20 protein-coding genes and 4 pseudogenes are annotated in these 23,292 nt (G+C 67.2%); 12 read left to right on the top strand and 12 right to left on the bottom strand.

What is annotated here, in order from left to right:
- From AC068Z_RS41795 to AC068Z_RS41780, 4 genes and pseudogenes are all read right to left on the bottom strand, one after another.
- Positions 1–233, bottom strand: a 233-nt coding sequence (locus tag AC068Z_RS41795) for a hypothetical protein (protein ID WP_478568861.1), incomplete at its 3' end; no start/stop codon positions are given.
- A 49-nt stretch (positions 234–282) separates the two neighbouring features.
- Positions 283–1,093, bottom strand: a pseudogene (locus AC068Z_RS41790) (IS256 family transposase); the annotation flags it as partial.
- A pseudogene (locus AC068Z_RS41785) lies at positions 1,093–1,562 on the bottom strand (transcriptional regulator); the annotation flags it as partial. The pseudogenes AC068Z_RS41790 and AC068Z_RS41785, both read right to left, overlap by 1 nt.
- A gap of 6 nt (positions 1,563–1,568) precedes the next feature.
- Positions 1,569–1,778, bottom strand: a pseudogene (locus AC068Z_RS41780) (transcriptional regulator); the annotation flags it as partial.
- A 393-nt stretch (positions 1,779–2,171) separates the two neighbouring features.
- Between AC068Z_RS41780 and AC068Z_RS41775 the strand changes: the two are divergent.
- The 5 genes from AC068Z_RS41775 to AC068Z_RS41755 are packed head-to-tail and all read left to right on the top strand — an operon-like array spanning position 2,172 to position 7,750.
- Positions 2,172–3,464: a helix-turn-helix domain-containing protein gene (locus AC068Z_RS41775; RefSeq protein ID WP_478568858.1), complete on the top strand. Its 1,293-nt coding sequence runs from the start codon at positions 2,172–2,174 to the stop codon at positions 3,462–3,464.
- Positions 3,465–3,476: 12 nt separating this feature from the next.
- Positions 3,477–4,232: a toll/interleukin-1 receptor domain-containing protein gene (locus tag AC068Z_RS41770; RefSeq protein WP_478568855.1), complete on the top strand. Its 756-nt coding sequence runs from the start codon at positions 3,477–3,479 to the stop codon at positions 4,230–4,232.
- Positions 4,229–6,226 carry a hypothetical protein gene (locus AC068Z_RS41765; protein ID WP_478568852.1) on the top strand — a complete coding sequence of 666 codons (1,998 nt, stop codon included), beginning with the start codon at positions 4,229–4,231 and terminating at the stop codon, positions 6,224–6,226. Before AC068Z_RS41770 ends, AC068Z_RS41765 begins: the two co-directional genes overlap by 4 nt.
- Positions 6,223–7,257: a hypothetical protein gene (locus AC068Z_RS41760; RefSeq protein ID WP_478568849.1), complete on the top strand. Its 1,035-nt coding sequence runs from the start codon at positions 6,223–6,225 to the stop codon at positions 7,255–7,257. The genes AC068Z_RS41765 and AC068Z_RS41760 overlap by 4 nt, the downstream gene beginning before the upstream one ends.
- Positions 7,258–7,306: 49 nt before the next feature.
- Entirely contained in the window at positions 7,307–7,750 is a 444-nt protein-coding gene (locus AC068Z_RS41755; protein WP_478568846.1) for a hypothetical protein, read from the top strand.
- On the opposite strand, the pseudogene AC068Z_RS41750 reads toward AC068Z_RS41755, so the two are convergent.
- Both AC068Z_RS41750 and AC068Z_RS41745 read right to left on the bottom strand, forming a co-directional pair.
- Positions 7,691–8,446: pseudogene (locus tag AC068Z_RS41750) on the bottom strand (UDP-N-acetylglucosamine--N-acetylmuramyl-(pentapeptide) pyrophosphoryl-undecaprenol N-acetylglucosamine transferase). The gene AC068Z_RS41755 and the pseudogene AC068Z_RS41750 overlap by 60 nt on opposite strands.
- 477 nt (positions 8,447–8,923) lie before the next feature.
- Entirely contained in the window at positions 8,924–10,036 is a 1,113-nt protein-coding gene (locus tag AC068Z_RS41745; protein ID WP_478568843.1) for a hypothetical protein, read from the bottom strand.
- 786 nt (positions 10,037–10,822) lie between these two features.
- On the opposite strand from AC068Z_RS41745, the gene AC068Z_RS41740 reads away from it, so the two are divergent.
- The 3 genes from AC068Z_RS41740 to AC068Z_RS41730 all read left to right on the top strand — a co-directional run bounded on the left by AC068Z_RS41740 (position 10,823) and on the right by AC068Z_RS41730 (position 13,113).
- Positions 10,823–10,978, top strand: coding sequence for a hypothetical protein (locus tag AC068Z_RS41740; RefSeq protein ID WP_478568840.1), 156 nt, complete (start codon positions 10,823–10,825; stop codon positions 10,976–10,978).
- A gap of 78 nt (positions 10,979–11,056) precedes the next feature.
- Positions 11,057–12,064, top strand: a complete 1,008-nt coding sequence (locus tag AC068Z_RS41735) for a hypothetical protein (protein WP_478568837.1) — start codon at positions 11,057–11,059, stop codon at positions 12,062–12,064.
- A gap of 245 nt (positions 12,065–12,309) precedes the next feature.
- Positions 12,310–13,113 (top strand): SAM-dependent methyltransferase, encoded by an 804-nt coding sequence (locus AC068Z_RS41730; RefSeq protein ID WP_478568834.1) that lies wholly within the window; start codon positions 12,310–12,312, stop codon positions 13,111–13,113.
- A gap of 19 nt (positions 13,114–13,132) precedes the next feature.
- On the opposite strand, the gene AC068Z_RS41725 is transcribed toward AC068Z_RS41730, so the two are convergent.
- Entirely contained in the window at positions 13,133–14,053 is a 921-nt protein-coding gene (locus AC068Z_RS41725; RefSeq protein ID WP_478568831.1) for a helix-turn-helix domain-containing protein, read from the bottom strand.
- An 86-nt stretch (positions 14,054–14,139) separates the two neighbouring features.
- The gene (locus AC068Z_RS41720) at positions 14,140–14,376 is read right to left on the bottom strand and encodes a DUF397 domain-containing protein (RefSeq protein WP_478568828.1); all 237 of its coding nucleotides are present in this window, start codon (positions 14,374–14,376) and stop codon (positions 14,140–14,142) included.
- 895 nt (positions 14,377–15,271) lie between these two features.
- Between AC068Z_RS41720 and AC068Z_RS41715 the strand changes: the two genes are divergently transcribed.
- A complete protein-coding gene (locus tag AC068Z_RS41715) occupies positions 15,272–15,970 on the top strand; it encodes a hypothetical protein (RefSeq protein ID WP_478568825.1) in 699 nt (232 codons plus the stop codon).
- A 91-nt stretch (positions 15,971–16,061) separates the two neighbouring features.
- On the opposite strand, the gene AC068Z_RS41710 is transcribed toward AC068Z_RS41715, so the two are convergent.
- From AC068Z_RS41710 to AC068Z_RS41700, 3 genes are read right to left on the bottom strand one after another with little or no spacing between them, the layout of a single operon-like run.
- Positions 16,062–16,472 carry a hypothetical protein gene (locus tag AC068Z_RS41710; protein WP_478568822.1) on the bottom strand — a complete coding sequence of 137 codons (411 nt, stop codon included), beginning with the start codon at positions 16,470–16,472 and terminating at the stop codon, positions 16,062–16,064.
- A gap of 3 nt (positions 16,473–16,475) precedes the next feature.
- Positions 16,476–17,528 carry a CU044_5270 family protein gene (locus AC068Z_RS41705; RefSeq protein ID WP_478568876.1) on the bottom strand — a complete coding sequence of 351 codons (1,053 nt, stop codon included), beginning with the start codon at positions 17,526–17,528 and terminating at the stop codon, positions 16,476–16,478.
- A gap of 17 nt (positions 17,529–17,545) precedes the next feature.
- Complete coding sequence (locus tag AC068Z_RS41700; RefSeq protein ID WP_478568819.1) at positions 17,546–18,091, bottom strand: RNA polymerase sigma factor; 546 nt, start codon at positions 18,089–18,091, stop codon at positions 17,546–17,548.
- A gap of 394 nt (positions 18,092–18,485) precedes the next feature.
- On the opposite strand from AC068Z_RS41700, the gene AC068Z_RS41695 reads away from it, so the two are divergent.
- Entirely contained in the window at positions 18,486–19,148 is a 663-nt protein-coding gene (locus tag AC068Z_RS41695) for an HNH endonuclease family protein (RefSeq protein ID WP_478568816.1), read from the top strand.
- Positions 19,149–19,565: 417 nt separating this feature from the next.
- Here AC068Z_RS41695 and AC068Z_RS41690 read toward each other — a convergent pair whose 3' ends face one another.
- A complete protein-coding gene (locus AC068Z_RS41690; RefSeq protein WP_478568813.1) occupies positions 19,566–20,810 on the bottom strand; it encodes an IS256 family transposase in 1,245 nt (414 codons plus the stop codon).
- Positions 20,811–21,073: 263 nt separating this feature from the next.
- Between AC068Z_RS41690 and AC068Z_RS41685 the strand changes: the two genes are divergently transcribed.
- Both AC068Z_RS41685 and AC068Z_RS41680 read left to right on the top strand, forming a co-directional pair.
- The gene (locus AC068Z_RS41685; protein WP_478568810.1) at positions 21,074–21,331 is read left to right on the top strand and encodes a DUF7660 family protein; all 258 of its coding nucleotides are present in this window, start codon (positions 21,074–21,076) and stop codon (positions 21,329–21,331) included.
- Positions 21,332–22,256: 925 nt separating this feature from the next.
- Positions 22,257–23,270, top strand: a complete 1,014-nt coding sequence (locus AC068Z_RS41680; RefSeq protein WP_478568807.1) for a hypothetical protein — start codon at positions 22,257–22,259, stop codon at positions 23,268–23,270.
- The last annotated feature ends 22 nt before the right edge of the window (positions 23,271–23,292 follow it).

Here is a 23,292-nt window from a genome sequence, read left to right as displayed (position 1 = left end):
CTGTCCGGCCCAAGCACCGAAACCGTCCCGGCCGGGCCCAGGACGGCCACCGGGCCGAAAGAACACCCGTCCCACACCTCGCCACGACGTTCACAAACCCCGCAAAACACCATCGACGAAGCAGCAAACGAAGAAGTCAACCACCCCACGACCACGCCGCACAGGTTAAAGATCAAGCTAGGCACACCCCGCCCCATCAGCGTTCTTCTGCTTGCGGCGGGCAGCTGGGTCACGTCGGCCAGAGTGGTGTATCGACGGCCACTCGGTGATCTCGTTTTGAGGCTATGCGGTGAGTTCGGTGGGCGCGACGGTGTCGTCGGTTTCTGACTCGATCGAGTGGAGACGCGCCTTGGCCAGGAGATCGAGTCCCATGTAGCGGCGGGCCTCGGTCCACTCGTCGTTCTGCTCGGCCAGCACGGCGCCGACCAGGCGGATCAGGGCGGTGCGGTCGGGGAAGATGCCGACGACGTCGGTGCGGCGGCGGATCTCCTTGTTGAGCCGTTCCTGGGGATTGTTCGACCAGATCTGCCGCCAGATCTCGCGCGGGAAGGCCGTGAACGCCAGGACGTCACCTTGGGCGGCGTCCAAGTGGGCTGCTGCTTTAGGGAACTTGGCCTCCAGGGCATCAAGGACGTGTCGCATCTACGCCTGGACGGCATCGGTGTCCGGGCTGTTCGAAGCTGGTCCGCAGCAGGGTGGCCACCCACGGCTGGGCCGACTTGGGCACCTGGCTCAGCAGCGAGCGGGCGTAGTGGGTGCGGCATCGCTGCCAGCTCGCGCCGGGCAGGGTGGCGCCGATCGCGTTGACCAGGCCCATATGTGCGTCGGAGATGACGAGTTGGACGCCGGACAGGCCGCGGGCGATCAGGGAGCGCAGGAAGGCGAGCCAGCCGGCGCCGTCCTCGGCTGTGGCGACGTCCAGGCCGAGGATCTCGCGGTGGCCGTCGGCGTTGACGCCGACCGCGATCAGCGCGTGCACGTTGATGATGCGGCCGCCCTCGCGGACCTTCTGTGTGAGCGCGTCGACCCAGACGAAGGCGTAGGGGCCGGCGTCCAGGGGCCGGTTGCGGAACGCGGCGACCTGTTCGTCCAGCCGGCCGCCCAGGAGCCCACGATGCGGTCCCAACGGCGCACGCTCATCGTCCGGTACTCCACCACGCGCTGCAGCGGCTGCGGCACCTGGGACTGGTTGAGCGGGTGGATCTCCACTCGCGTACCGCGGCCGTCGCGGTTGAGGCGTCTGAGGAGATGGCGGGCGACGTTGTGGCGGCGCACCGTCCGGTACGCCTGGTCGATGCGTTCCAGGCTGGCCTTGGAGGGGCGGCGTCTGCCTTCCAGCCAGGCCTTCAGCGTCCGGTGGGTCAAGGTGAGTCCGGTGTCGCGGGCGGCGTTGAGGGTCTGGGCCGACTTTGTCAGGTAGTGCAGGCGCGCCATCCAGCCGCGCCTTACGGTCACGGCAGTGGTGATGCCGCCCGCGAGTTCGTCAAACTTGCGGGCGACGGCGTCGCTGCCTTTGATGCCCCGGCGCCGAACTTCCCGAAGTCGATGTTGTTCTGGGGCACTACCCCCTCGCCTTCGTGTTCAGCGGCATCGGTTCCGGCGGTGCAGGTGTCCTTGCCCTTGACCTTGACCTCGGTAACGCCGCGGCCTTCGGCGAAGACACGGCGCCAGTCGCCGATGACGTGGAGTTCGTCGGTGCCCATTGCCCGGACGACGGCCAGGCCCTCCTCATGGGCCTTCAGTGCCTTGAGCCAGAGGTTGGCGAAGGCCTGGGTCCGTTTGGCTGCGCAGCAGCTCCTCATTTTCGCCGTCCATGTCCTCCGCCCTCGCAGTCGCTACCGACCATGGGGCTGCCCAGGTGGTTCTGGGCAGGGCCCCCGCGCTGCCTGGGCCTGCTGCGCCAGCGTCCGAGCCAGCCGTCGGCCCTCGAGTAGTGCGCCATCTCCGACTCTTGGCGTCTCTGCTTCTGGGCGCTCGTGTTCGACCTGTTCCGCCTGCCGTCCCTACTCGGCAGACGACCTGGCGGGGCGCTCTCGTCGGGAGTAGTGCCTCTCGTCTGCGGAGAGGAAACGGGAAACAGAGCCGTTTTCCTTGTCTGTCCAGTCAGGGGTGCCGCACTCTTTCGTGCAGTACCCCTCGTACACCTGGATGGACAGTCATGGAGGTTATCCGTGCTGCAGCCGTCCAGCGAGTTCGGCGAAGAGTTGAGGAAGCGGCGCTTGGGCGCCGGATTGAGTCTCACAGGGTTAGCCGCCGTCGTGCACTACAGCAAGGCGCAGTTGAGCAAGGTCGAACGAGGCATCAAAGCACCTAGCAGTGATCTGGTTCGGTTGTGCGACGCCGCTCTCCACGCCAACGGAGCACTGATCGCTTTGCTCGCCCCGCCCGTTGCTGACGTGCCGAAGGAACCAGGTCCATATGAGGTCAATGAAGAGGAGTGGGTGATGCGGCTGTCACCAGATGGCTCGGGAGAATTTGCGCCCGTGGGCCGACGGCAGGTCGTCACCGCGGGGGCAGCCTCGCTGATGCGCTGGCGTGCGGGTGGTCAGGGCGGCGTATCGCCGACCGGGGGCGTGGGAATGCTGGATGCAGCCCGGGCGCTGTTCACGCACTACCGGCGGCTCGGCCAGAGCGTTGATCCCGGCTTCCTGCTGCCCGGGCTGATAGCGCAGACCCATACGCTGCGGGAGTTGTCCGCGCACGTGGATTCCCGCACCCGCCAGGAGTTGCTGGCGCTGGGCTCTCGGTACGCCGAGTATGTCGGCTGGCTGGTGCAGGAGACGGGTGACGAGCAGGCGGCACTGTGGTGGACGCAGCGTGCGGTGGACCTTGCTGCAGCCGGTGGCGACCGGGCACTGGCCGGGTATGCGCTGGTCCGGCGGGCCCTGGTCACGCTGTACCAGGAAGATGCCGGGCAGACCGTCGCCCTGGCACGTCGGGCACAGAATGGCACGCTCCCGCCGCGGATCCGGGGTCTTGCCGCGCAGCGCGAGGCGCAGGGCCATGCCCTCGCCGGCGACGGTGATGCGTGCATGCGTGCTCTGGACCGTGCCCGGGCCCTGCTGGCCCGCCAGGAAAGCGAGGGTGAGGTGCCGGTGATCGGCAGCATGCATCTGCCTGATTCGGTCGGCATGATCACCGGGTGGTGTCTGTTCGACCTCGGCCAGCCGCAGAAGGCAGCCGCGGAATTGGACCGCCAACTTGCGCTGGTATCGCCTGATGCGGTGCGGACGCAGGTGCGCTACGGCATTCGCCAGGCGTTGGCTTATGCGTCGCACGGCGAGATCGACCGCGCCTGCGCACTGGCGGCGCCGCTGCTCGATGGGGTGGCAGCAATCCGGTCCGCGACCGTGACGATCGACCTCCGTCGCCTCTCCCGGGTCCTGGCCCGCCATCGCGGCCACGCCGCGGTGCGCCGGCTGGGGCCACGTTTGGCAGTGCTGTCCCGACTCCCTGTCTCCTGAGAGGAACCTGGCATGCCTGACGTGTTCATCAACTACCGGACAGGGGACGGCAATGACATCGCCGCCCTGATCGACAACGAGCTTGCCAACCGTTTCGGCAAGGGCCGGGCCTTTCGCGCCTCGCGGTCCATTCCCCCGGGCTCCGCCTATCCTGAGGCGCTCCTCACGAGCGTGCGCCGCAGCGCACTGGTGCTGGCGGTCATCGGGGCCGACTGGCTCAACTTCCAGTCCAGGTTGCGCGACCCGGAGGACTGGGTCCGCAAGGAGATAGTGGAGGCGTTTCACTGCGGAGTGCCGGTGGTTCCTGTCCTCGCAGGCAGGGGGACGGAACGCCTGCGCAAGGAAAGACTGCCGCAGGAACTGGCGAGGCTGGCCGACCTGCAGTCCCTACGGCTGGACACGCAAAACGCAGAAGCGGACTTGAAGCGCCTGGGTGACCTGGTGGCCGAGATGGTTCCCGAGCTGTACGACCTCGAGCACGCCGAGGTACCCACGCCTGATCCCGGTTCCGTGTCCAATGCGGTCGGCACGGTCAGCGGAACGGCCGTGCAGAGCAGGGACTTCACCGGAGACGTCGGCAACACCGTGATCAAAGGGTCAACCGGTCCTGTGCATGCAGGCCAGGGAAACATCTACCAGAACTCGCGCCATGTTTCGGGTGATCGGCACTACTCGGGCAATGGCATGACGAACATCGAAGGTGACCAGCACGGTGGCATCCAGCACCGATTCGGTGACTCGGAACAGCCCGAGGACAACGAGCGGTGAGCGATACATTCACCACACGCGTCGAGCAGACTGGCGGCCCGGTGCACGCTGGCTCGGGCGACTTCTACAGCTACACCGTCAATGTGGACCTGGGGAGCCAGGAGGCTCCCGGTCGAAGTCCGCGCCGCATCGCGGATGACCATCTCCGCCTTCTGCGCCGGCAGTTCGTCGATCCCCCGGGGATGGGCATGGCACGCCGTGTGCTGGAGGCCAGCAGTACCGTGATCCTGCGCGGCGAACCTGGCAGCGGCAGGACCACAGCAGCCTGCGTCCTGCTGTACGAGGTTCACCAGGGCGCTGGTATCTTCCGCGAGCTTCTGCCCGGCGAGGAGGAGGGGGCCCTCACCGATCCCGGCCTGGTCGGCGTCGGTGACCGGCTGCTGCTGAACCTTGCCTCGGCGGACGTCTCCCAGTGGGCCCAGGCGCGCAGGGATCTGTCTGCGCTGCGTAAGACGGTGCAGGAACAGCAGGCGCATCTGGTGGTCGTCATGCCGCATGACGGCGCCCTGGAGTCTCACCTGCAGCCCTTCCAGGCCGATATCGCGCGCCCGCCGGCTATGGAGGTCTTCCGGCGGCACCTGAGGCTGCACCGGGTACCGTACGAGGAGTACCGGCTTCCCGCCCCGGCGCTGGATGAATTCCTGGCAGAAGAGCCGGCGATGGAGGAGATCGCGCGCTTCGCCGACCGCGTGCGCCGCGCCCGTATGGCGTTGCCGGTTCGTGACGGGTTCGCCACCTGGTGCGAGCAGTCCCGTGACGCACGCACGCAGTGGCGTAAGGAAGTCTCCGCGCTCGTCGCGACACGGTGCGCGGCTGCACAGCGGGCACTGCTGTTCGCCACGGCCATGCTCCACGGCGCGCATGCTGACGTCATTCACCGCGGCGCCGCACTCCTGCTCAGCACCTTCAACACGCCGCGGGACGAGACGCCTTTGCTTGAGGGCAAAGATCTGGCCGAACGTTTGGAGGAGATCGGTGCAGCAGCCGGGCCGGACGGTCGCGTGCGGTTCGACAGGCTGGACTACGACGCCGCGGTGCGCGCCCATTTCTGGGACCACATGCCTGACCTGCGGCACCTGTTCAGCTCCTGGACCGCCCAGAGTGCAGAGCTGGTTGATCCGCATGTCACGTCGGGGTTGCGCAGGACAGTGGTGGGCCGGCTCGCCGACCAGTATGTGCGCACTGGTCGGGGAAACGATTTGGCGTTCCTGGCGCAGGATTGGAGCGCTACGCCCACGAGCCGTCTCCGGCTGGAGGCCGCTGTAGACGCGCTGGCCTGCGGTCTGAGCGACCCGCGCTACGGGCAAAGTCTGCGGATGCTGGTCTACGACTGGTGTAAGGGCAAGCGGCTGACGGGGAACCTCGCACATGTTCTTCTACGCGTCTGCACCGACGTGATCGCGCCCACTCACCCCGACCAGGCCGTGACCCGCTTGCATCATCTGGCTCGCCGGGAACGCGGCGCCACCCCTGCTCTCGATGCCTTGTGTCGCCTCGCCGTGACCAGTGCCCGACTCCGCCGCCGCATGCTCGACCGACTGACCCGTCATTCCACCGCACCGACCGTCGACGCGCGCCTCTTCCTGCGAATCTGCGACCCGGTGGCACTCACGCGCACAGCAGCTGCGCCGGGCCCGCTCATCGACGAAAGGGGCGTCCAGGACTGCGCGGTGGCGGGCTGGGCGGAGGTGCTCGTCCGACTGCCGCGGCCGCACTGGCAGCCGTATGCCCAACGGTGGCTGCACACGGCCTGCGCTGCTGCCAACCATCGCGACCTGCTGCTCGCTCTGCTGGTCGATGCCGCAGGCCGTAACGGCTGCGCCCTCGCGGCGCTGTACTCGGTCGCCCGCGCCGCAGAGCCCACTGCTCCTGGCGGACGGTCATCCGGTGCCGCAACTACCGAACACCTGCTCCAGAAGATCTCCACGGCCCAGGGCCTACGCCCGTCGGCCACACCGACTCCGTCCGCACCGCCCAGGGGGGCTGCACGATGACCAGCGGCCGCAAAACTACGACCGTTTTCCTCACCGTCCTGTGTGCCCTGCTGCTATCCATCCTCGGCCTGGTGCAGGAGTGGCCCATCTGGGCGTGGGCCGCCCTGGCCCTGGTCGTCGCCGGCACTCCCGCCGCAGCCTTCAAGATCGCAGCGATGCGCCGCGGCTCCCTACCCGCCGACTTCACAAACTTCCTCCCCGCCGCCCCGATCGAGCGCAGGGAACACCACGTCAGCCGCGTCGCACTGCCCAGCAAATGGGCCGACTACGACTTCGTTTTCTCCGCCACCGTTCGGTGGCACCCCCTCGAAACCCACGGCGACGCTCCCGTCCTCAACCCGGCAGGCCTCGCCGTCGAAGCGGTGCTGGATCGCGCCCGCGCACTCACCGAACAACGGGAGCCCGGACGGGCCTCACTCGTCCAGCACGAGCTGAGCGGTGCCCTCAGCATAATGCGCCCGGACCACACCGGACTTCTCCAAGTCATGGCAGAAAACATCACGCTCACCTTGCACGAACCCGACCAGGAACGGCTGACCAAACTCGCCGAGATCCGCAAGGACAAGGCGGTCTGGGAACACCAGCGCACATACGAGCAGAGCAAGCGCGAATACCTGGGCGACGACGTACTCAAGGACACCGGCAGCGCAGTGGTCTGGTGGCTGGCCAAGAACGACAGCCACATAGAGAAGACCGTGGCAGACCTCGGCCTCCTCGCCCAGCTCACCTCCGCAGCCAACAACACCGACATCCCCGAACGGCTTCAGAACCTCATCCCCACAGCCAGCGGCCCCTCCGCTCACACCGGCCAGGAACCGACCGCCTCTGACCACTTCGAGGCCTTCCTCACCGGCATGGGCTTCACCAGCGGAGACGATCGACGGGGAATGCTCACCAAGCAGATCGCCGACATCATCAGGACGCAGGACAAACACGAGACGGCCGATGAACTGCTGCGCCGCTACGACCCTCCAGCAGCCTTCACCGCCCACGGGGACGACCAACCGCAAGAACCCGACCACCCGAGATGACGCAAACGGCCCAATACCCGGAGTCCGAGCTCTACTTGAAGGAGAAACCATGGACAACGAGTTGGCCGCATTGACCGCGTCGGGAGCGACCACCCTGGTCTCACTCATGGTCACCGATTCCTGGAGGCATGCCCGTGAACTCCTGCGGCGCTTCTTCACACGCCACGATCCAGGCAACTCCACCATCACAGACCTGGACGCCACACGGGCCCGGCTCCTCGCCTCCCAGTCCACAGGCCAACCTCACGAGGCCCGCGAGACCGTCGAGCAGTGGGAGGCATTCCTACGACATCTGCTGGAGGACCGGGCCGTCTCCCGCATCGAACTGCGCGAACTGCTCACGTCGTTGCAGCAGCTGGAAGGCGAAGCGCCGCGGCCGAGCGCCGTACACAACAACATCAACGGCGGGGTACAGCACGGCCCAGTCATCCAGTCAGGCCAGATCACCGGACTCACCCTCCACGCCTACCACCCCGACCCGCCACACAACTGAACCGCCACGAGGAGGACCAAGCCTCCATCCGACCCGGCGCGGCCCATGTTCGGCTGCTGGAGTGGGCCGCCACCATCTCGGCCATGGATCACACTGGGCTCTACGAACCGGGGGGCCACCGCCGACGAGCACGGCGCGGTGAAGCTGCGCCTGTGCCTCAACGGCGAGGGCGTCCACGACCCGTAGGGGGACGCCTGCATCGCGTTCCGTACGCTCCTGGGGCAGCAGCGCCAGGGTCGACTCCGAGGAGAGCGTGATCCGCGTCGCCGATCCGGCCAGCTGCCGGTTGGCCAGTCCCAGCCGCACCGTCTGCTCGTGCAGCACCAGCGGCCGACGGCACAGGCGAGCCGCGAGCCCTGCCGGAACAGCAACGTAGCCACCGGTGGCCAGGACCACGTCCGGACGGAACTACGCGATCACCCTGCGAGCCTGTGCGACCCCCAACGGAACCCGCGCATGTCCTTCATGTTGGCGGCCGACAGCATCTTCAGCGGATTCGCCCGACCGGCGGACCTTGCCCGTGGCGACCGTGGTGAACGCGATCCCCTCGGCCAGCGCGACCCGCGCCTCCAGGCCGTCCTGCGTCCCGATCCACAGGACGGCCAGCCGCCGGCCAGACTCGGCCAACCGGTCCTGAAGCGTGCGGACAGCGGTCAAGGCCGGGTAGGTGTGGCCCCCGGTCCCGCCGCCCGTCACGACCAACCGGAAGACATCAGGCGCGGCGACGTGAGCACTGTTCACCAACGAAATCCCATCTGGCCCGGACTGCGGAAACTGGCACGTACCGTGATGGCCAGTTGGGCGGGCGGGAGGCCACAGGCACGGGTCATCTGGTCGAGTTCGCTGACGCCGCGGCCGGTTTCCGGGTCGGTGTGTGCTGCGAGGTAGACGCTCGCCAACTGCGTTGGCGGCCCGGCGGTTACGTCGGTTGCGGGTGAACTGGCGCGCGGCGCCCAGTCCGCGGCCTGCATGCGGTCGGTGCGTGCGGGTGCCTGGCTGAGCAGTGTTGCGTCCAGCAGGTGGGCGACGGTCTACTCTGCGTCGGAAGCATGCTGCGGCTTGTCCCCCTCTGTATGCCCGAAGAGCGGCCTGTCGCGCGAACCGTGTGCATCGTGGGTGCTGCCAGAGCAGCGTGAAGGCTGCGCCGGCCGTGCTCCGGCTGCAGGTTGGCGGTCAGGAGGCGGGCCCTGCCACCTCCTCCACGATCTGAACTGCCTGAGCGCCGGAGACGTGGCCGAGGGAGGCTGTCTGCGCCCAGACCGGGTCGGAGGGCGCGTCTGCCCGAAGCGCCGGAGGCCAGCCGTTGCCCCGTATCTGCTGCTTGAGGTAGCGGCTGAATGCCCAGGCATCCTGCGCGGCAGGGAAGTGCCAGTGGGCCAGCATTCGCCATGCCCGCCGGGTGGAGTGAAGGCGGCGCCGTCCGGCCTGGGCCACCCCCCATCCCAGGGCCTGGAGGTCGTCGTGGAGCATCAGGTAGAGGTCACCGGGTTCGCCTGGGCTGATGTCCTGTTGTGCGCAGACGGGACAGCCTCGGTGGTGGCCGGGCAGGGCTCGGGGAACGGGGGCCGAGTAGGTGTCGCAGGTGGTGCATCGCGACTTCCAGGGCGCGTCCGTCCGCCCTGGGTAGGGGGCGAGCGGTGTGAGCCCGTGGGTGAGCATGCAGGCGACGGCTTGTTGTTCATCGAGGGGGCGGCGGGTCGGGAAGGGGGTGGCGCGGCAGGCCCAGCACGCGTGGCCGCGCAGGCGGACGGAGGCGAGTGTGGGGGTGCCGAGGTGGCCGCAGCGCAGGCATCGGGCGAGCCAGGGGCGCAGTTGCATGCCCGGGTAGGGGGTCAGTGGGGCCAGTTCTGCTTGGGTCATGGCGGCGGTGGCGGCGGCGGCGCTGAGGGTGTTGCCGGCGCAGTGGGTGCATCGTGCCCGGCCGTTGCGGACGTGTGTGAGCCGTTTGGTCTTGACGATTGCGCACTGGGCGCACCGGCATTGCCAGGGTTTGCCTGCTCCGGGGTAGCGCTCGAGAGGGAGCCAGCCGTGGTGTTCCATGGTGGCCGCGGCCTGGATGCCGTCGCGCATGAGTCTGTCGGCGATCTTCTGTGAGCGGCAGGCGCCCCGGCAGGTGCCGCTTCCCTTGTTGACGACGTCGTTGTAGCGGGGGGAGTTGACCTGTCCGCAGCGCAGGCACCTGCACCGCCATGGGTGCTGGGTTCCTGGGAAGGGTTCCAGGGGCTGCGCGCCCCGTTCCAGCAGGGCTCTGACGGCTTCGGCTTCGGTGATCCTGCGTGGTGCCATTCACTCCCCCGGCTCGCGATGGCGCGCAGCGACGGGCCCACGTGCACGGTTTGGCCCGTAACGAGGCTTCATTGTGACGGCCGCGGTCGGCGCGGTGAGCAAGATCGGCCGAATCGCATCAGATCGGGGTTACGGCGCTCTTGTTTTGCGTGGGGTGCCGCCGGTCGTGCGGAGTGTGGGGGTCCGCTGCCGGAGTGGGCAGTCACCTCGGGCAACGAGGACGCGGGGTGGGTGCGGGTCCGTGTCAGAGGGCCTCCATTTTTTGCATCTGCACGTGCAGACGATCGGAGTGCTGCGTTCCGTTCAGGGATCACTCACCCGAAAGGGTGAAGGAATCGGACGCTCAGTGACGGTTGGTCATGGGTGCCGGGCCCTGCAAAGCCCAGCGGGGATCACAGTTGACGTTTTCTGAAAGAAGTGAGCCGGGTCGGATCGGATTCCAGGTGTGTGGTGCGCCGCATGGACGTATTTTCTCCGGAAGGGCTAACACGCCCGGGAATCAGGCAAGTTGACTTCGCATTTTTGCGTGACAGCACATCACCGGATCTCTGGGTTAACGTGACGCAGTGAGGGAGGAGGGAGTAGCTTCCTCCCAGAAAAATAGCCGTGCGCCTCAAACAGAGGCGGGCCCCGACGGTGTTCGCTCCACCGTCAGGGCCCTGGTGCGGACAATCAGATCAGAAAGGCACTAACCACATGACCGTCCGACTTCTTCGGGGGACGCTGCGCACGCCCCCGCGACGCGAAAATACCATTTCGCGCTTCCGGCTTCCACAAAACGCCTGCATGGATGCCCTGGAAATCCGCCTGCGGCTGAGCGTCGTCGTTGTCGTGGTCCTCCTCATCTGGGTGGCCCTGACCGGCGACAGTGCGTACTTGATGCTGCTGGCCGGCGCTCTTGCGTCCCAGTCGTCCGTCCGGTACCTGCGCCTGCGGCACTGACAACGCTCCGGGCGTCTCCGGGCACGGCCCCGGAGACGCCTCCTCGCGCGGTTCACATGGAGGGACGGAAAGGTCAACGTGCGAACGGCAATTCAGCGCAAGCAGTGCGTCTTCTGCGGGAAGCCGCTGCGTGCTCGTGAGGGCCGCGGACGGCGGCGGGACTACTGCGACGACTCATGCCGCGGGCGGGCCCAGCGCGAACGCAACGCCCAGCGGGGGCAGCCGCTTGCCGTGCCCAGCGGAATCCGGATGGCCCGGGAACTGACCTCCATGGCCGGCCGCCTGGTGACAGCCGAGCGGCTGCGCCTGCCGCTGCAGACGCGGCTGAGACTGCTCGCCAGTGCCCTGCACCAGGCGGAACGCTACGCCGCGGCGGCGGTGCACGAGACCCTGCAGGCGGGAGCCGACTGGGACGACATCGCGGCCGCCGCGGGCACGAGCGCGGCGCAGGCCAGCAACCGCTGGGACACGCCGGCCCTTCGGGCACTGTTCCCCCCGCTGCAACCGGCCGACAACTGCGGCGCGGCACAACGCCTGGCCGACGCCCTGGCGCACTTGCACGTGGGCTCCGGGGTATCGGTCGACGAGGCAGCGGAGCGGGCAGGCCTGAAGGTGCCCCAGCTTGTGCGAATGCTGGAGGGTACGTGCCTTCCGACGTGGCCGGAGATGTACACGCTGGTATGCGTGTTTGCCGGCAGTCCGGAGGATCTTAGGGTCCTGTGGGAGAGCGCCACGGGCACGGTCCGCACGCCCCTGCTGCCGGCGGACGGTGCCGCCGGATACCTGGCAGCGGCGCTGCGCGGCCTCCACCTGGCCGCCGGGACTCCGAGGCTGACAGAGCTCAGCAGCCATGCTCTGCTTCCGCCCGAGTGCCTGAGCGATGTGCTGGCCGGGCTGCACACCCCGCCCTGGCCCGCCACGGCCCGTGTGGTGCGCGCGCTGGGCGGGCGGATCGAGGACATCCAGCCCTTGTGGGAGGCGGTCCGCCGGGCCGCCGTGGAACTGCACGGCGCCTCCTCGTCACGGCAGTTGGGCTGTCCGCGGTGCCGTGTCGCGACGCAGGACGCCACACAGGACGTCACGTAGGGCTCTTTGCGCCGGCCTGCGGCGGGGCTGCGGTGTCTCCCGGCGCCACTGCGCTCGGCGCGCGCCCGTTCAGGCGGGCGGGCGCCGGTGTATCCGTGAAGTGCTCCGGCGCGTTTTTCTCGTCTGCGGCTCTGGGTATTCGCTCCTTTCGCTGATTGCTCTTTTCTCCTGGGATGCCGTCAACAGTGCCTTTAGCATGGGGCATTGATTGGCGACAGGACCTTGGGGGCATCGTGGCGCGGGCGATGAGAAATGCCAGAACAGCTGGAATTGACGTGAGCGAACCAAGTGTGGCACGTATGTACGACTGGCTGCTGGGCGGGGTGGAAAACTACGCCGCTGACCGGCGGGTTGGTGAAAAGCTTCTGGCCATTGCCCCCGGCAGCCGGGTCATCGCCCGCAACAACCGTGCATTTCTCCGGAGGGTGGTCCGCGTACTGGCCGCTGAGTACGGGATCCGGCAGTTCATCGATCACGGTTCAGGTCTGCCCGCGCAGGACAACGTGCACCAGATTGCGCAGCGGATCGACCCGCGGGCCCGGGTGGTGTACATCGACAACGACCCCAGTGTCGTCGCTCACGGCCGTGCGGTCCTGGAGGAGAACGACAACACCCTTGTCCTTGAGGCTGACTTGCGGGACACGGATGCGATCGTCCGCCATCCCGAGGTGCGGGAGCTGATCGATTTCACCCAGCCGGTCGCTGCTCTGTTCGTGTCGGTCCTGCACTGCCTGCCTGACGAGGACCGCCCAGGGGACCTGCTGCGCCGTGTGGCGCGGCGGCTGCCTGCCGGCAGTTTCCTGGCCGTCTGCCAGTACATCTCGCCCCGCAGTGCTGTGCGTGAACAGGTGACGGAACTGATGCGCACCGCCACCTGCGGCTCGTGGGGCCGGGTGCGCGAGGAGAGCGAAGTGCGGGCCTTCTTCGCAGGTATGGAGGTCCTGCAGCCCGGGCTCGTCAATGTCACCGACTGGCGGCCAGACCACGAGGCTGTGGCCCGCCCTCGTCACGAGGAGTGTGTGGAGTGGGGCGGAGTGGCCCGCTTGTGAGCGCACTCCCCCGGCCGCTTCACACAGCCATTCCCGACTGCGTGGCGTAGCGGTCACGGGCTTCTTCCAGGCGCGCCCTGCTGTCCTTCATCCGCGCCGACGCCCTCAGCAGGTTGAGCAGGACCTGCCGGTACTGCTCGACCTCTGCCGCCCTGCTCAGATACATGGCGCTGTCGATGAGCTCCACGTAGACGAGTTCGGACGGTCCGCCGTCCCCGAATGTCAGATGGGTGATGGGGTAGCTCGGGGCGACGCTCGCGCTGCATTCGAAGGGGACGATGCGGATGTTGATGCCCTCCTGGCCGGAGAGCTCGATCAGATGAGTGAGCTGCCGGCTCATGACAGCGGGGCCGCCGACAGGCCGCAGCAGGATTCCCTCATCGAGCATCGCGATGATGTCTGGGCGGTGCGAGCCGCGCACGACCCGCTGCCGCTCCAGACGCAGTCTCACCCTCCGCTCCACCTCCTCCCTGCTCGCGCTGGGCATGCCATTGGCCACCAGGGCACGGGTGTAGTCGGAGGTCTGCAGCAGCCCGGGCACGACGTGGTTCTCGTAGCAGTAGATGCGGGTGGCGCCGGATTCCAGGCCTATCAGACGTTTGAGCCAGTTGGGGGTGACGTCGCCGTACTGCTGCCACCAGGCATTGTCCTTGGCCTGCTGCAGCAAGCCCTCGATCTCATGCGCCCGTTCGCCTGACAGCTGGTAGAACGCCATCAGATCGCGCACGTCACGGTCCTTGGGCGGGCTCTCACCACGTTCCAGACGGCTCAGTTTGGACACCGAACCGCGGATGGCGGGAGCAACACCCCGCAGCGGCAGCCTGCGCTCCTTGCGGGCCTGCCGCAGCGCCTCCCCCAGCAGACGGGCGGCAATCTCCGGCCTGGCGCTCTGCCCCGAGTCCTCGATAAAGGTCTCACGCGCCGCGGAACCGTCGGACATGCAACCAGCCCCCCCTGCGAAACTGCCCTGAACCGGCGTCAGTTTCGCAGACTTCGACTCTGCATGTCCGACGGTTGCCAGGTCATTCAGCCGGTCAGATGGTCGAACTCGCCGTCTTTGACTCCTGCCACGAACGCGGAGAGCTCCTCAGGCGTGTAGACCAGCGCCGGGCCCTGCGGGTCACGGGAATTGCGCACGGCCGCTCCCCCGCCGGGCAGCGCCGCCACTTCGACGCAGTTGCCGCCGGTGGCATTGCTGTAAGTGCTCCTGACCCAGGCAACGCCCTGGATGTCACTGGCCTGAACCCCGTTGCGGTACTGCACTGATGTCACCTTCGCCTTCACACGATGGGAAGTCCCACCGAGCGAGTCCCCCTCTGGGCTCCCGCACACGGACCACTGCATTGCTCACACCGGGAAACGGGATCCCATATGCAATCGCACGGGGGTGGGTTGCAAGGATCGTAGCCGCCTCACCCACCACGACGATGTCACCCACAAGAGGGCACCATCCGCGCCAGCATCACCAGCATGAGCAGCAGTAACCTGCATACGGACAGCGCGAGTTTACGACTCCACCTCCATGGCACTGACAGGCGTCCGCCTACGGCTCAGCGGCGGCGGGAAAGAACAGTGCTTCCACCAGCCCGATAGTCGGATCTCTGTTCGCTCAGTGAATCCCAGGCCCAGCTCCCCACGCCAGAGCGAGAAAGCCGACTGCTTCAGCATGGCGGCAGCACTACCTCACTGCTCCGGGGAAAACAGGCGGGCCTCGAGCCATGCGGGGACGCTAGCGGCACCCACTGACAATCCATCTGCCGTGCCCTGGCCTCCTTCGCCACCTGCCAAATACCCGTCCTGGCCGACGCCCTCGCCTGGACAGCCAAGGGAGTCACTACAGACGTGGCCGTTACAGCGCCCAGAGGAACTATGCAGCGCTCGGAGCACAAGAACCGCAGCCTGTTTTCAGTCGATGCGAATGCGGAGGGACCCCCGCTGGCCAGCGATTGAAGCGAGGATTCCACCCAAGCACCCAGTGATCGTCGCAGGTTATCCCAATCCATCTGTTGCCGGATCAGAACGGACGGTGCCATTCCGAGGTCCGCAGTGGTGCCGCCAGTTTCTGCCACCCTCTTCGCTTCACACGTCTGTTCGTATTTCTGTGCCTACTGTGAAGCCTGTGTGACTGACCAACGCACGCCAATCACCAAGGGGAAAGATGCGCACGAGACGTCCGATCCGTACGGCATCAACGATCGCGGGGGCAGCGGTCCTCCTCGCCACGGCAGTCATGGGCGGTACGACGGCCCAGGCACAGCCAGGCCCGGCTCTTCCGGCGGTCGCAAATGCTGACAGCCGGCCCGAAGTGCGGGCCCTGTCGGCCGACGAGCGGCAGGAGCTTCAGGCGGACATTGACGCCACCCTCGCCGAGACCAACAACGGGGGCGTACAGATCAGCGCCAATGAGATCGCCTGGAACGGCGGTGAGCCCATTCTGGTCTTCCCGCTTCCCGGGGAGACCACAGCTCCGCCCTCCAGCGCGGCAGCGCGCAGTGCTGAGGGGCTCGGCTCACCGAGCGATGTGGAGCCGCGAGTCGACTGGGAGGACTGTCCGGCGGGTGCCGACGACAACCGCTGGTACTGCTTCTACCAGTACGCGGGCTTCGAGGGGCGCCGGCTTCAGTGGAACTGGGCGCACTGCCAGACGGGAATCCGGTTCAGTGACTACGGCTTCGACAACAAGACCACGGGGTGGGTGAACACGACCAGGAACGAGGACAACGTGGGGATACGGGTGACCGTCTTCGACGGATGGTTCGTCGACACGCTGTGGCGGGAACAGCCGTGGACCAAGGTGAGCCGGGTGGACTCGTTCCACGACAACAAGGCCAGTAGCTTCAGGGCCTGCCGGATCTAGCTAGCCGGCAGGTGCGGCACAGACCGTGATGGTCAGCGGGGCGCTTCGGGGTGTGGACCGGGGCGCCCCGCTGTTGTGGTGTTCTGTCGTGTCAAGGCTGAGGGGGCGGCGACTCGATCGCCTCGACGCGTGCGGCCAGGTCGCGGTACATCGCTTCCAGTCTGGTCACACGTTCGGCGAGGTCCTCGTGTGGTGCGCCTCGAGGGTGGTCGGGGCCGGGATCGAGGATGTAGGTGTCCAGGTAGTCGTCGTGCAGGTGGAGATGCTCTGTCCTGCGCAGTTCGCGGATCGCGTGGTGAACGGCCTCGTCCGGCAAACCGTACTGGTCCCGGACCTGGGCAATGGTGGGCAGTACGTCGCCGAAGACGTAGCGGCCTGCGGTCAGGCCGTCGCGGATGTGACGGACGAACTCGTCCCGTGCCCCGTTCTCGTCCCTCGCCGTCGGTCCGGGCAGGCGGATCGCTTCCAGGCCGGAGGGCCTGTCGTACTTCCGTTCCGGCATCGCTCACAGCCTTCCACGGGTCGTGGAGACGCTGCCCCGCTGAAGTGTTTCGGTCACCGCGAGAGTGGCCGGGACGGAGACGTTGAGGTGCCGTGCGTGGCCGAACAGAGCCGACTCCGTGCCCACGGGGTAGCCCGTTGCCGGATCGAACAGCACGGTCTCCCGCTGGCTGCTGCCGTCCAGCGTCTCGCTCTGCGACACCGCGACCGCGCGCTGTCCGTTCCAGGTCGTCGTGGTCGCCACGCTCACGCCGGGGCTGTCGGCGAGCACCCGCAGGGCGGCGGCACGAAGATGCGGATCGACCGGGCCGCTCCTGCTCGCGTAGGTGAGCATGTCACGCACCCCGTGGACGATCATCCCGCCCTCCCAGTTGACCTTGGTCAACTGCCGTGCGAGTGCCCGGGGATCGGTCGAGAACGGCGCTACCGTGCCCCAGTCAGCACCCTCTGGGGCGGGGAACTGTCCGGGTCCGAAGCTTTCGTCCTCAACTCGTGTGCCAGCGACCAGCCCGGCGTCCTCGGCGTCCTTGCGCTGCTCGGGGTTGGGGTAGAGCGGTTCACCGTAGGCGCTGCGCTGCCGTCCTGAGCCGTCCTTGTTCACCCATGACTCGGTCACCGTCGGAACGGCAGCATTCGCCACGCTCCCCGGAACGTCGCCGGCGGTGTTAAGCCACCATCCCCACGTCTTCTCGTACTGGTAGGCACCCTGCGCTGCCTCGGGTTCGAGCCTGTCGACGCGCTGCGCGAACGCAAGGAGGAACGCGCGCGCCGACTGCCCTTCAACCGGTTGCAAGGACAGCACCGGCGGCGTGTAGGCGATTGGTGCCGGTGCCCCGGCGTCGGGCACAAGGTCCCTGCCGCCTACGGCCACGGCCGCGCCGACGGCCACAAGGCCCGCCCCCGCAAGAAGCCGCCGCCGACCCAGGCGAACCCCCCGCGGGCGCCTGGACTGGCGCAGCGTTTGAAGTGTGTGCTCCGCCCGGGGCGCCCGGGGGGTGCCGGTTGATTCCGTCGAGCCGCCTGCCGGATCGTTGGCTGCGGTCAGCAGTGCCCGCACCCGCTCCACATCTCGTTTCACGTCGCTGTCCTCTCCGCTACAGAGCCATGGCCGGCAACCGCCGGTACCTCCCTGGCGAGTTCGCGATCCAGCCTCCGCCGCGCCCTGTGCAGACGCACGGTGAAGGCGGCTTTGCTGCAACCGAGCGCCTGAGCGGCCTCATGCGGATCCAGACCGTCCCACGACACCAGCATCAGCACCTCACGGTCCCGCTCGGGTAACCGCTCGAGCACCCGGGCAGCTCCCATGCGCTCCAAGACCTCCCCGTCCACCCCCGGTTCACCGCGGGCATCGCCCTCATCACGCAGCCGACCTTCCAGCCGGTCAGCCCGGCCCTGGGACCGCCGCTCATTTGCGGCAACGCGCCGGGCAATGCCGTACAGCCACGGCAAAGCAGCGCCCCGCCGCGTCGACCAGCGTTCCCAGGCGATCGTGAAGACCTCCGAAGCCGCGTCGTCCACCAGGTCCGCTGCCAGCCTGCGCCTCAAGTACCTGACCACAGCGTGGTACGAGTCGCGGTACACCGCCTCAAACCGAGACCACTCGTCTGCGACCTCACCCACACGACCCTCCCCTACCGATGATGCTCGCAGACTGTTTGTGTCCAGCACCCCGTGCCGATTACAGCCGACCACAAGATCTCCCCCGGGCACGCCGAAGACGAGCCGCGGGATGCCCCACATCCCGGAGATGCCCTACGCGAAGAACCGGGGAGCACCCCGAACTGGCCGCGCACAGCGCGGACACCGAGAACCTGGCGGGCAAGGACAGCAGCAAGCGACAGCTGCGCCGTGGGTACCACAGGCCCGCTGCTCATCGGCGGGCGAACAGCAGCCCGGGTGTCCTCGCAGACGAGCGCCGCGCGAGCGCTTCTCAGGGCAACAGCCCACGCCCAGACGGGTGATCAACGGCTCGAAGCCCTCCAGTCCAGGCCGCGGCCCCGCTATCAACAAGGACATGATCAAGAAGCTGCTGCGCGGGCTGGTCCCGCTCGCCCTCCTCCTCAGCCCCCTCGCCGCCCCCGCACCCGCCCAGGCGGCACGCCCCATGCTCCTGCCGGACGCCCTGTCCCAGATCCCCACCGCCCCAGAAAGCCGCGAGGGGTATGCCCGCACCAAGTTCAAGCACTGGAACGCAGGCGAAGACCACACCGACGGCTGCAACACACGCCAGGAAGTCCTCATCGCCGAAGCCGTCGAAGCACCCGAGGTGACAGCGGGCTGCACCCTCACCGGCGGCATGTGGCTGTCCTACTACGACGGCCAGAGCGTCACCTCCCCCGGCGCCCTCGACATCGACCACCTCGTCCCGCTCGCCGAAGCCTGGGACTCAGGCGCCTCCGCCTGGACACCCGCCCGGCGCGAGGCCTACGCCAACGACCAGAAGGCTCCCGTCTCACTCGTGGCCGTCACCGCACGCAGCAACCGTTCCAAAGCCGACCAAGACCCGGCACAGTGGCTGCCGCCGTCCGCCGAGGAGCACTGCCGCTACATCTCCGAATGGGTGGCCACCAAACTCCGATGGAACCTGGCAGCCGACCCGGCCGAGCTCGAGGCAATCAAGGTGTTCGCCGACGGCCCATGCGAAGAAACCATCGTGATCATCACACCCGCCAGCTGAACAGGACTGGCAGACGCGCGTGAAGAGGGCTCTGGCCCGCTGCACGGGGGAACGCAGCGGGCCAGAGCCGGCTCCACGCTCCCACGACGCACCCCATCCAGGAAAGACCGGCCGGAAGCCCGTCTGGCTGGTCGCGGCGGGTGTATGCATCCCGTGCGTACACACGGAAAACCAGGTGTCTGGGAGCCGGTCAGGAAGTCTGCGGGTGCACTGTGTATGCGCAGAGCCCCCACTTGCGCCTGCGACCAAGAGACGTCCATCAGGGGCTCAAGGCGCAGGACGACGCCTCGCTGTCCCTGGCCAATGACTAGGGTGTCCGCAACTGGCGTGACAGCACGGTCCCCAGGGAGCGGCCTGAATGACCTAATCGGGCCGTGCCGGGCGGGTGCCCGGGTCATGTCCCGCTGGGTGGTGTAGTCACGGCAGCTGTTTCGATTCCGGTTGCGGGGTGATCTGTGGTTCGGGCGGGGTGGGCTGAGCAGTGAAGAGTTCGGCCATGGAGGCTTCGGAGAGGTAGCGGCGGTCGAAGACCTGCCATTCGTCGTGGAGTTCGGCCAGGACGGCCGCGGCGAGTCGCTCCAGGGCGGCAGGGTTGGGAAAGACCTGGACGACGTCGGCCCGCCGTTTGATCTCCCGGTTCAGCCGCTCCAGCGGGTTGGTCGACCAGATCTTCTTCCAGTGCGCCGGCGGGAAGTCCGCGAAGGCTGTGATGTCGACCGCGGCGTCCAGCAGCATCTTCTTGACCTGCGGGAACTGTCGTCCGAGCATGTCGGCGACCACGTCCAGCTGGGTGCGGACAGCCGCGGCGGTGGTCTGCGCGAAGATGGTGCGGATGGTGGCCGCGATCATCTCTCCCGAGCCCTTTTCGATCACTGCGAAGACGTCGCGGACGAAGTGAACGCGGCAGCGCTGCCAGGCCGATCCGAGAAAGACCGTGCGGATCGCGGCGACCAGGCCGCTGTGGCTGTCGGAGATGACCAGTTGGACGTTCTCCAGGCCACGGGCCCGCAACGAGCGCAGGAACTTGGTCCAGAACGGCTTCGACTCGCTGTCCCCGACCATCACACCGAGGATCTCGCGGTGTCCGGTGGCGGAGATCCCGGTCGCGATGACCACCGCTTGCGAGGCGATCCGGTGATTCACGCGGGCCTTGCAGTAGGTGGCGTCCAGGAAGACGTAGGGGAAGACGGTGTGATCCAGCGGCCGTTCCTTGAACGCGGTCAGTTCCTCATCCAGCTCACCGCAGATCCGCGAGACCTCGGACTTGGAGACCCCGGAGTCCGCACCGAGTGCTTTGACCAGGTCATCCACGCTGCGGGTGGACACGCCGTGCACGTATGCCTCCATCACCACGGCGAACAACGCCCGGTCGATCCGCCGCCGGCGTTCCAGCAGCGACGGGAAGAACGACCCGGTCCGCACCTTCAGGATCTTCAGGTCCAGATCACCGGCCTGAGTGGTCAGCAGCCGGTCCCGATGTCCGTTGCGCCAGGTCGTGCGCTTGTCGGTGTGCTCGCGCGGTGCGGCACCGATCACGTCGGTGGCCTCGGCCTCGATGAGCTCCTGCAGGATGCGCTCGCACACCACCCTGATTGCTTCAACTCCATCGGCCCGACGTAGTGACTCAAGCAGCCGCATCAGCTCAGACTGGGACAAGGCCATCGCGTGCTCCTCCGGTTGAACTGCCCGTTCACCATGGAGACTTGCGCGATGGCCTGCCCTTGTTCAGGGAGCATGCACCGCCAACAGATGCACGCCCCGAGCAGACACCCGCGCGTTCCGGGACTCGGCCCGACTACACCACTTCAAGGGACGCCATCGGTGCCCGCAGGCTGTTCCACAGGTAGTGCTTGTTTTCAACGCGGTCGGATTCGACAACCCATCACGCAGAACGACGGAACCTCGATCGCAGTAAGGGGCAAGTAGTGACAAGCCTGGTGGAAAGGGTGCGCGAAGTGCGCACAAGAGAAGACCTCGTGGGCTTCCTGCGCCTGGCCGCCGAGGACCTCACGGCGAACCCGGAGAACTGGGAGAACGATTCCCTGCCCGCCTTCCTCGAGGCTTGGGCTGCCTGGCTGAACGACTGCCCTGGATGGTTCGCAAAGAACGGAGAGGACGTTCCTGGATCACCAAGCTGGAAGTTCATCGGGGACATGGTGATGGCGGCCCGCGTCTACGAGTGAGGATGCACACCGAGGGCGGTTCTGCGGGACCCCGGGGAATCGCCCTCGGTGGCCGTTATGTTGTCGATAGGACGGGCTGTCAGGCAGCTATGGTGTCCGGCACCACGGCTCCGCGTACCCCGAGCGACGAGGGCTCAGGCTGCTTCCATCTTCAGTGGCACCGCATGTGCACTTGCACGTTCAGGCCCACGAGGCACCGATGGAGAGCCTTGGCTCCCACGCTGCTCGATCGCCGAACGGATCGCGCGAGGCGCGCGAGGTACGAGCTTCGGGTCGTCAGGTGCATTCGTTCATTACGTACGGCAGCATCTCTGCGGCTTCATCCTCGCTGTAGTCGTGCTTGTGGAGTTGCTCCAGCGCGCCAGCCATGTCGGCGTTTCCATCATGGTTGTCCGCGTATACGCAGACGCGCTGCTGCTCTTGCTCTGTGAGACCCGCCCACCGGTGCTCCACGGCGTTGAGATCAGCCCTGCCGACTGACGGCGAAGTCGAGGCGGAGGGGGCCGCGTCCTCCTTCGAGGAACATGAGACAAGGGCTGAGCAAAGCACTAATAGGATGGCGGCCAGGCGACGCATTGAGACTCCCTCCGAGGTGCCTCGGAGGACTGTACCCAGTGTCGGCCCTGGACCGGCGGGTTGAGGCCGAGCAGCGTGCACCGCCGCCCCGCTTCGAGGTCTTGGAACGCCCGCCGCCGCCTTGTCCGGCCGTCCTGGTGCCAACAAGCTGCCTTGATGACAGCTATCGTGCTTCGGCTCAGCTGCCTCCGGCAGCCCTCACCCGCAAGCGCGAACCCGGGCGGCCCGGTTGCAGCACCGCATACAAGATTGCGGTTCGCCGCAGCACCTCAAGAGGTCCATACCTGGGCTCTGTTGGGGCGGGGCGCCTCAGAGGTGGACCGCGCAGGGGCAAAATGCGCAACTCCCTGTGCCAACACCACTCCCCGACATACGGTTTGCCCGTCAAGGGGAGGTACCGGCTATTTCCGCATTCGACGAGCTACACGATCTCGGGTACATCGGCCCCACGTGTCTGGCTCTGATCAACAAGCTGATCCGCGAGGAAGCGCGGCGCCTACCCATTCTGGCCCCACCGGCCGGCTGGCAGGAGGCCGATCTAGAGGATCTGTTGGGTGAGTTTCTGGCGGACCGTCTCAAGCCGGTCACCGCCAACCTTCTGGCTCTCGCCACAGATGATGACAGTGTCGGAAAGCTGCTGCGGACGTCGATCCGGCGCTGGTTGATCGACCAGTCTCGGAAGACTGCGGTCGTGTCGTTGAGGCGCTCGCTGGAAAACGTGCTGACGGAAAGCGATGCCTTCGAGACAGTGCCGTCGGGCGAGGCGGGGTCCGGTAGGTGGCGCTTGTCCGGCACTACGGTGCAGCCCTGGTCGGGTCCTTCCGACCGGCTTGTGGAGGCCGCGTATGCCGTGCCGAACATCAAGATCCCCAAGTGGACCAGTGAAACGCGCCGCGCCCCCGTCGCCGACAGAGCGTCGATAGAGGCTGTAATCCATGCGGCTCTGTCCACCGCTGCCGGATCGATGGAGGTTTCTCACCTGGTCGAGGTGTTCACCGCTCGTTTCCCCGTGGCGCTGGATCCGATTGTCGTCTCACTCCCGGACGATGCGGGATCGCATCTCACCGCCGATCCGCATGCCTCCCCGGAGGGGATCCTGCTTGCTCACGATGACGAGGCCAGGGCGGTATCTGCCGGGGCAGAGATCGTGGCCATGCTCAACCCCCAGGAGCGGCGCATGGTCGCGTATCTGGACCGTCCCGGGGAGGTCCAGATGCTTCTGGGCTGCGGCCGGTCCCAGGCGTATCACCACGCGGCGCGCCTGAAGGAGAAGCTGCGGCAGCTCGTCGGGGACGGGGACGGGGTACGTTCCGTGATGTCGGAGGTGATCCGGCTGTGCAGCGAAGCGGTGGAGACACAATGAGTGCGGCCAGGGCCGGACGCCC

The sequence above is a fragment of the Streptomyces sp. NPDC043726 genome (assembly GCF_056436565.1).
The sequence above is the reverse complement of the archived record's forward strand: the minus strand, read 5'-3'. Positions and strand labels throughout refer to the sequence as shown.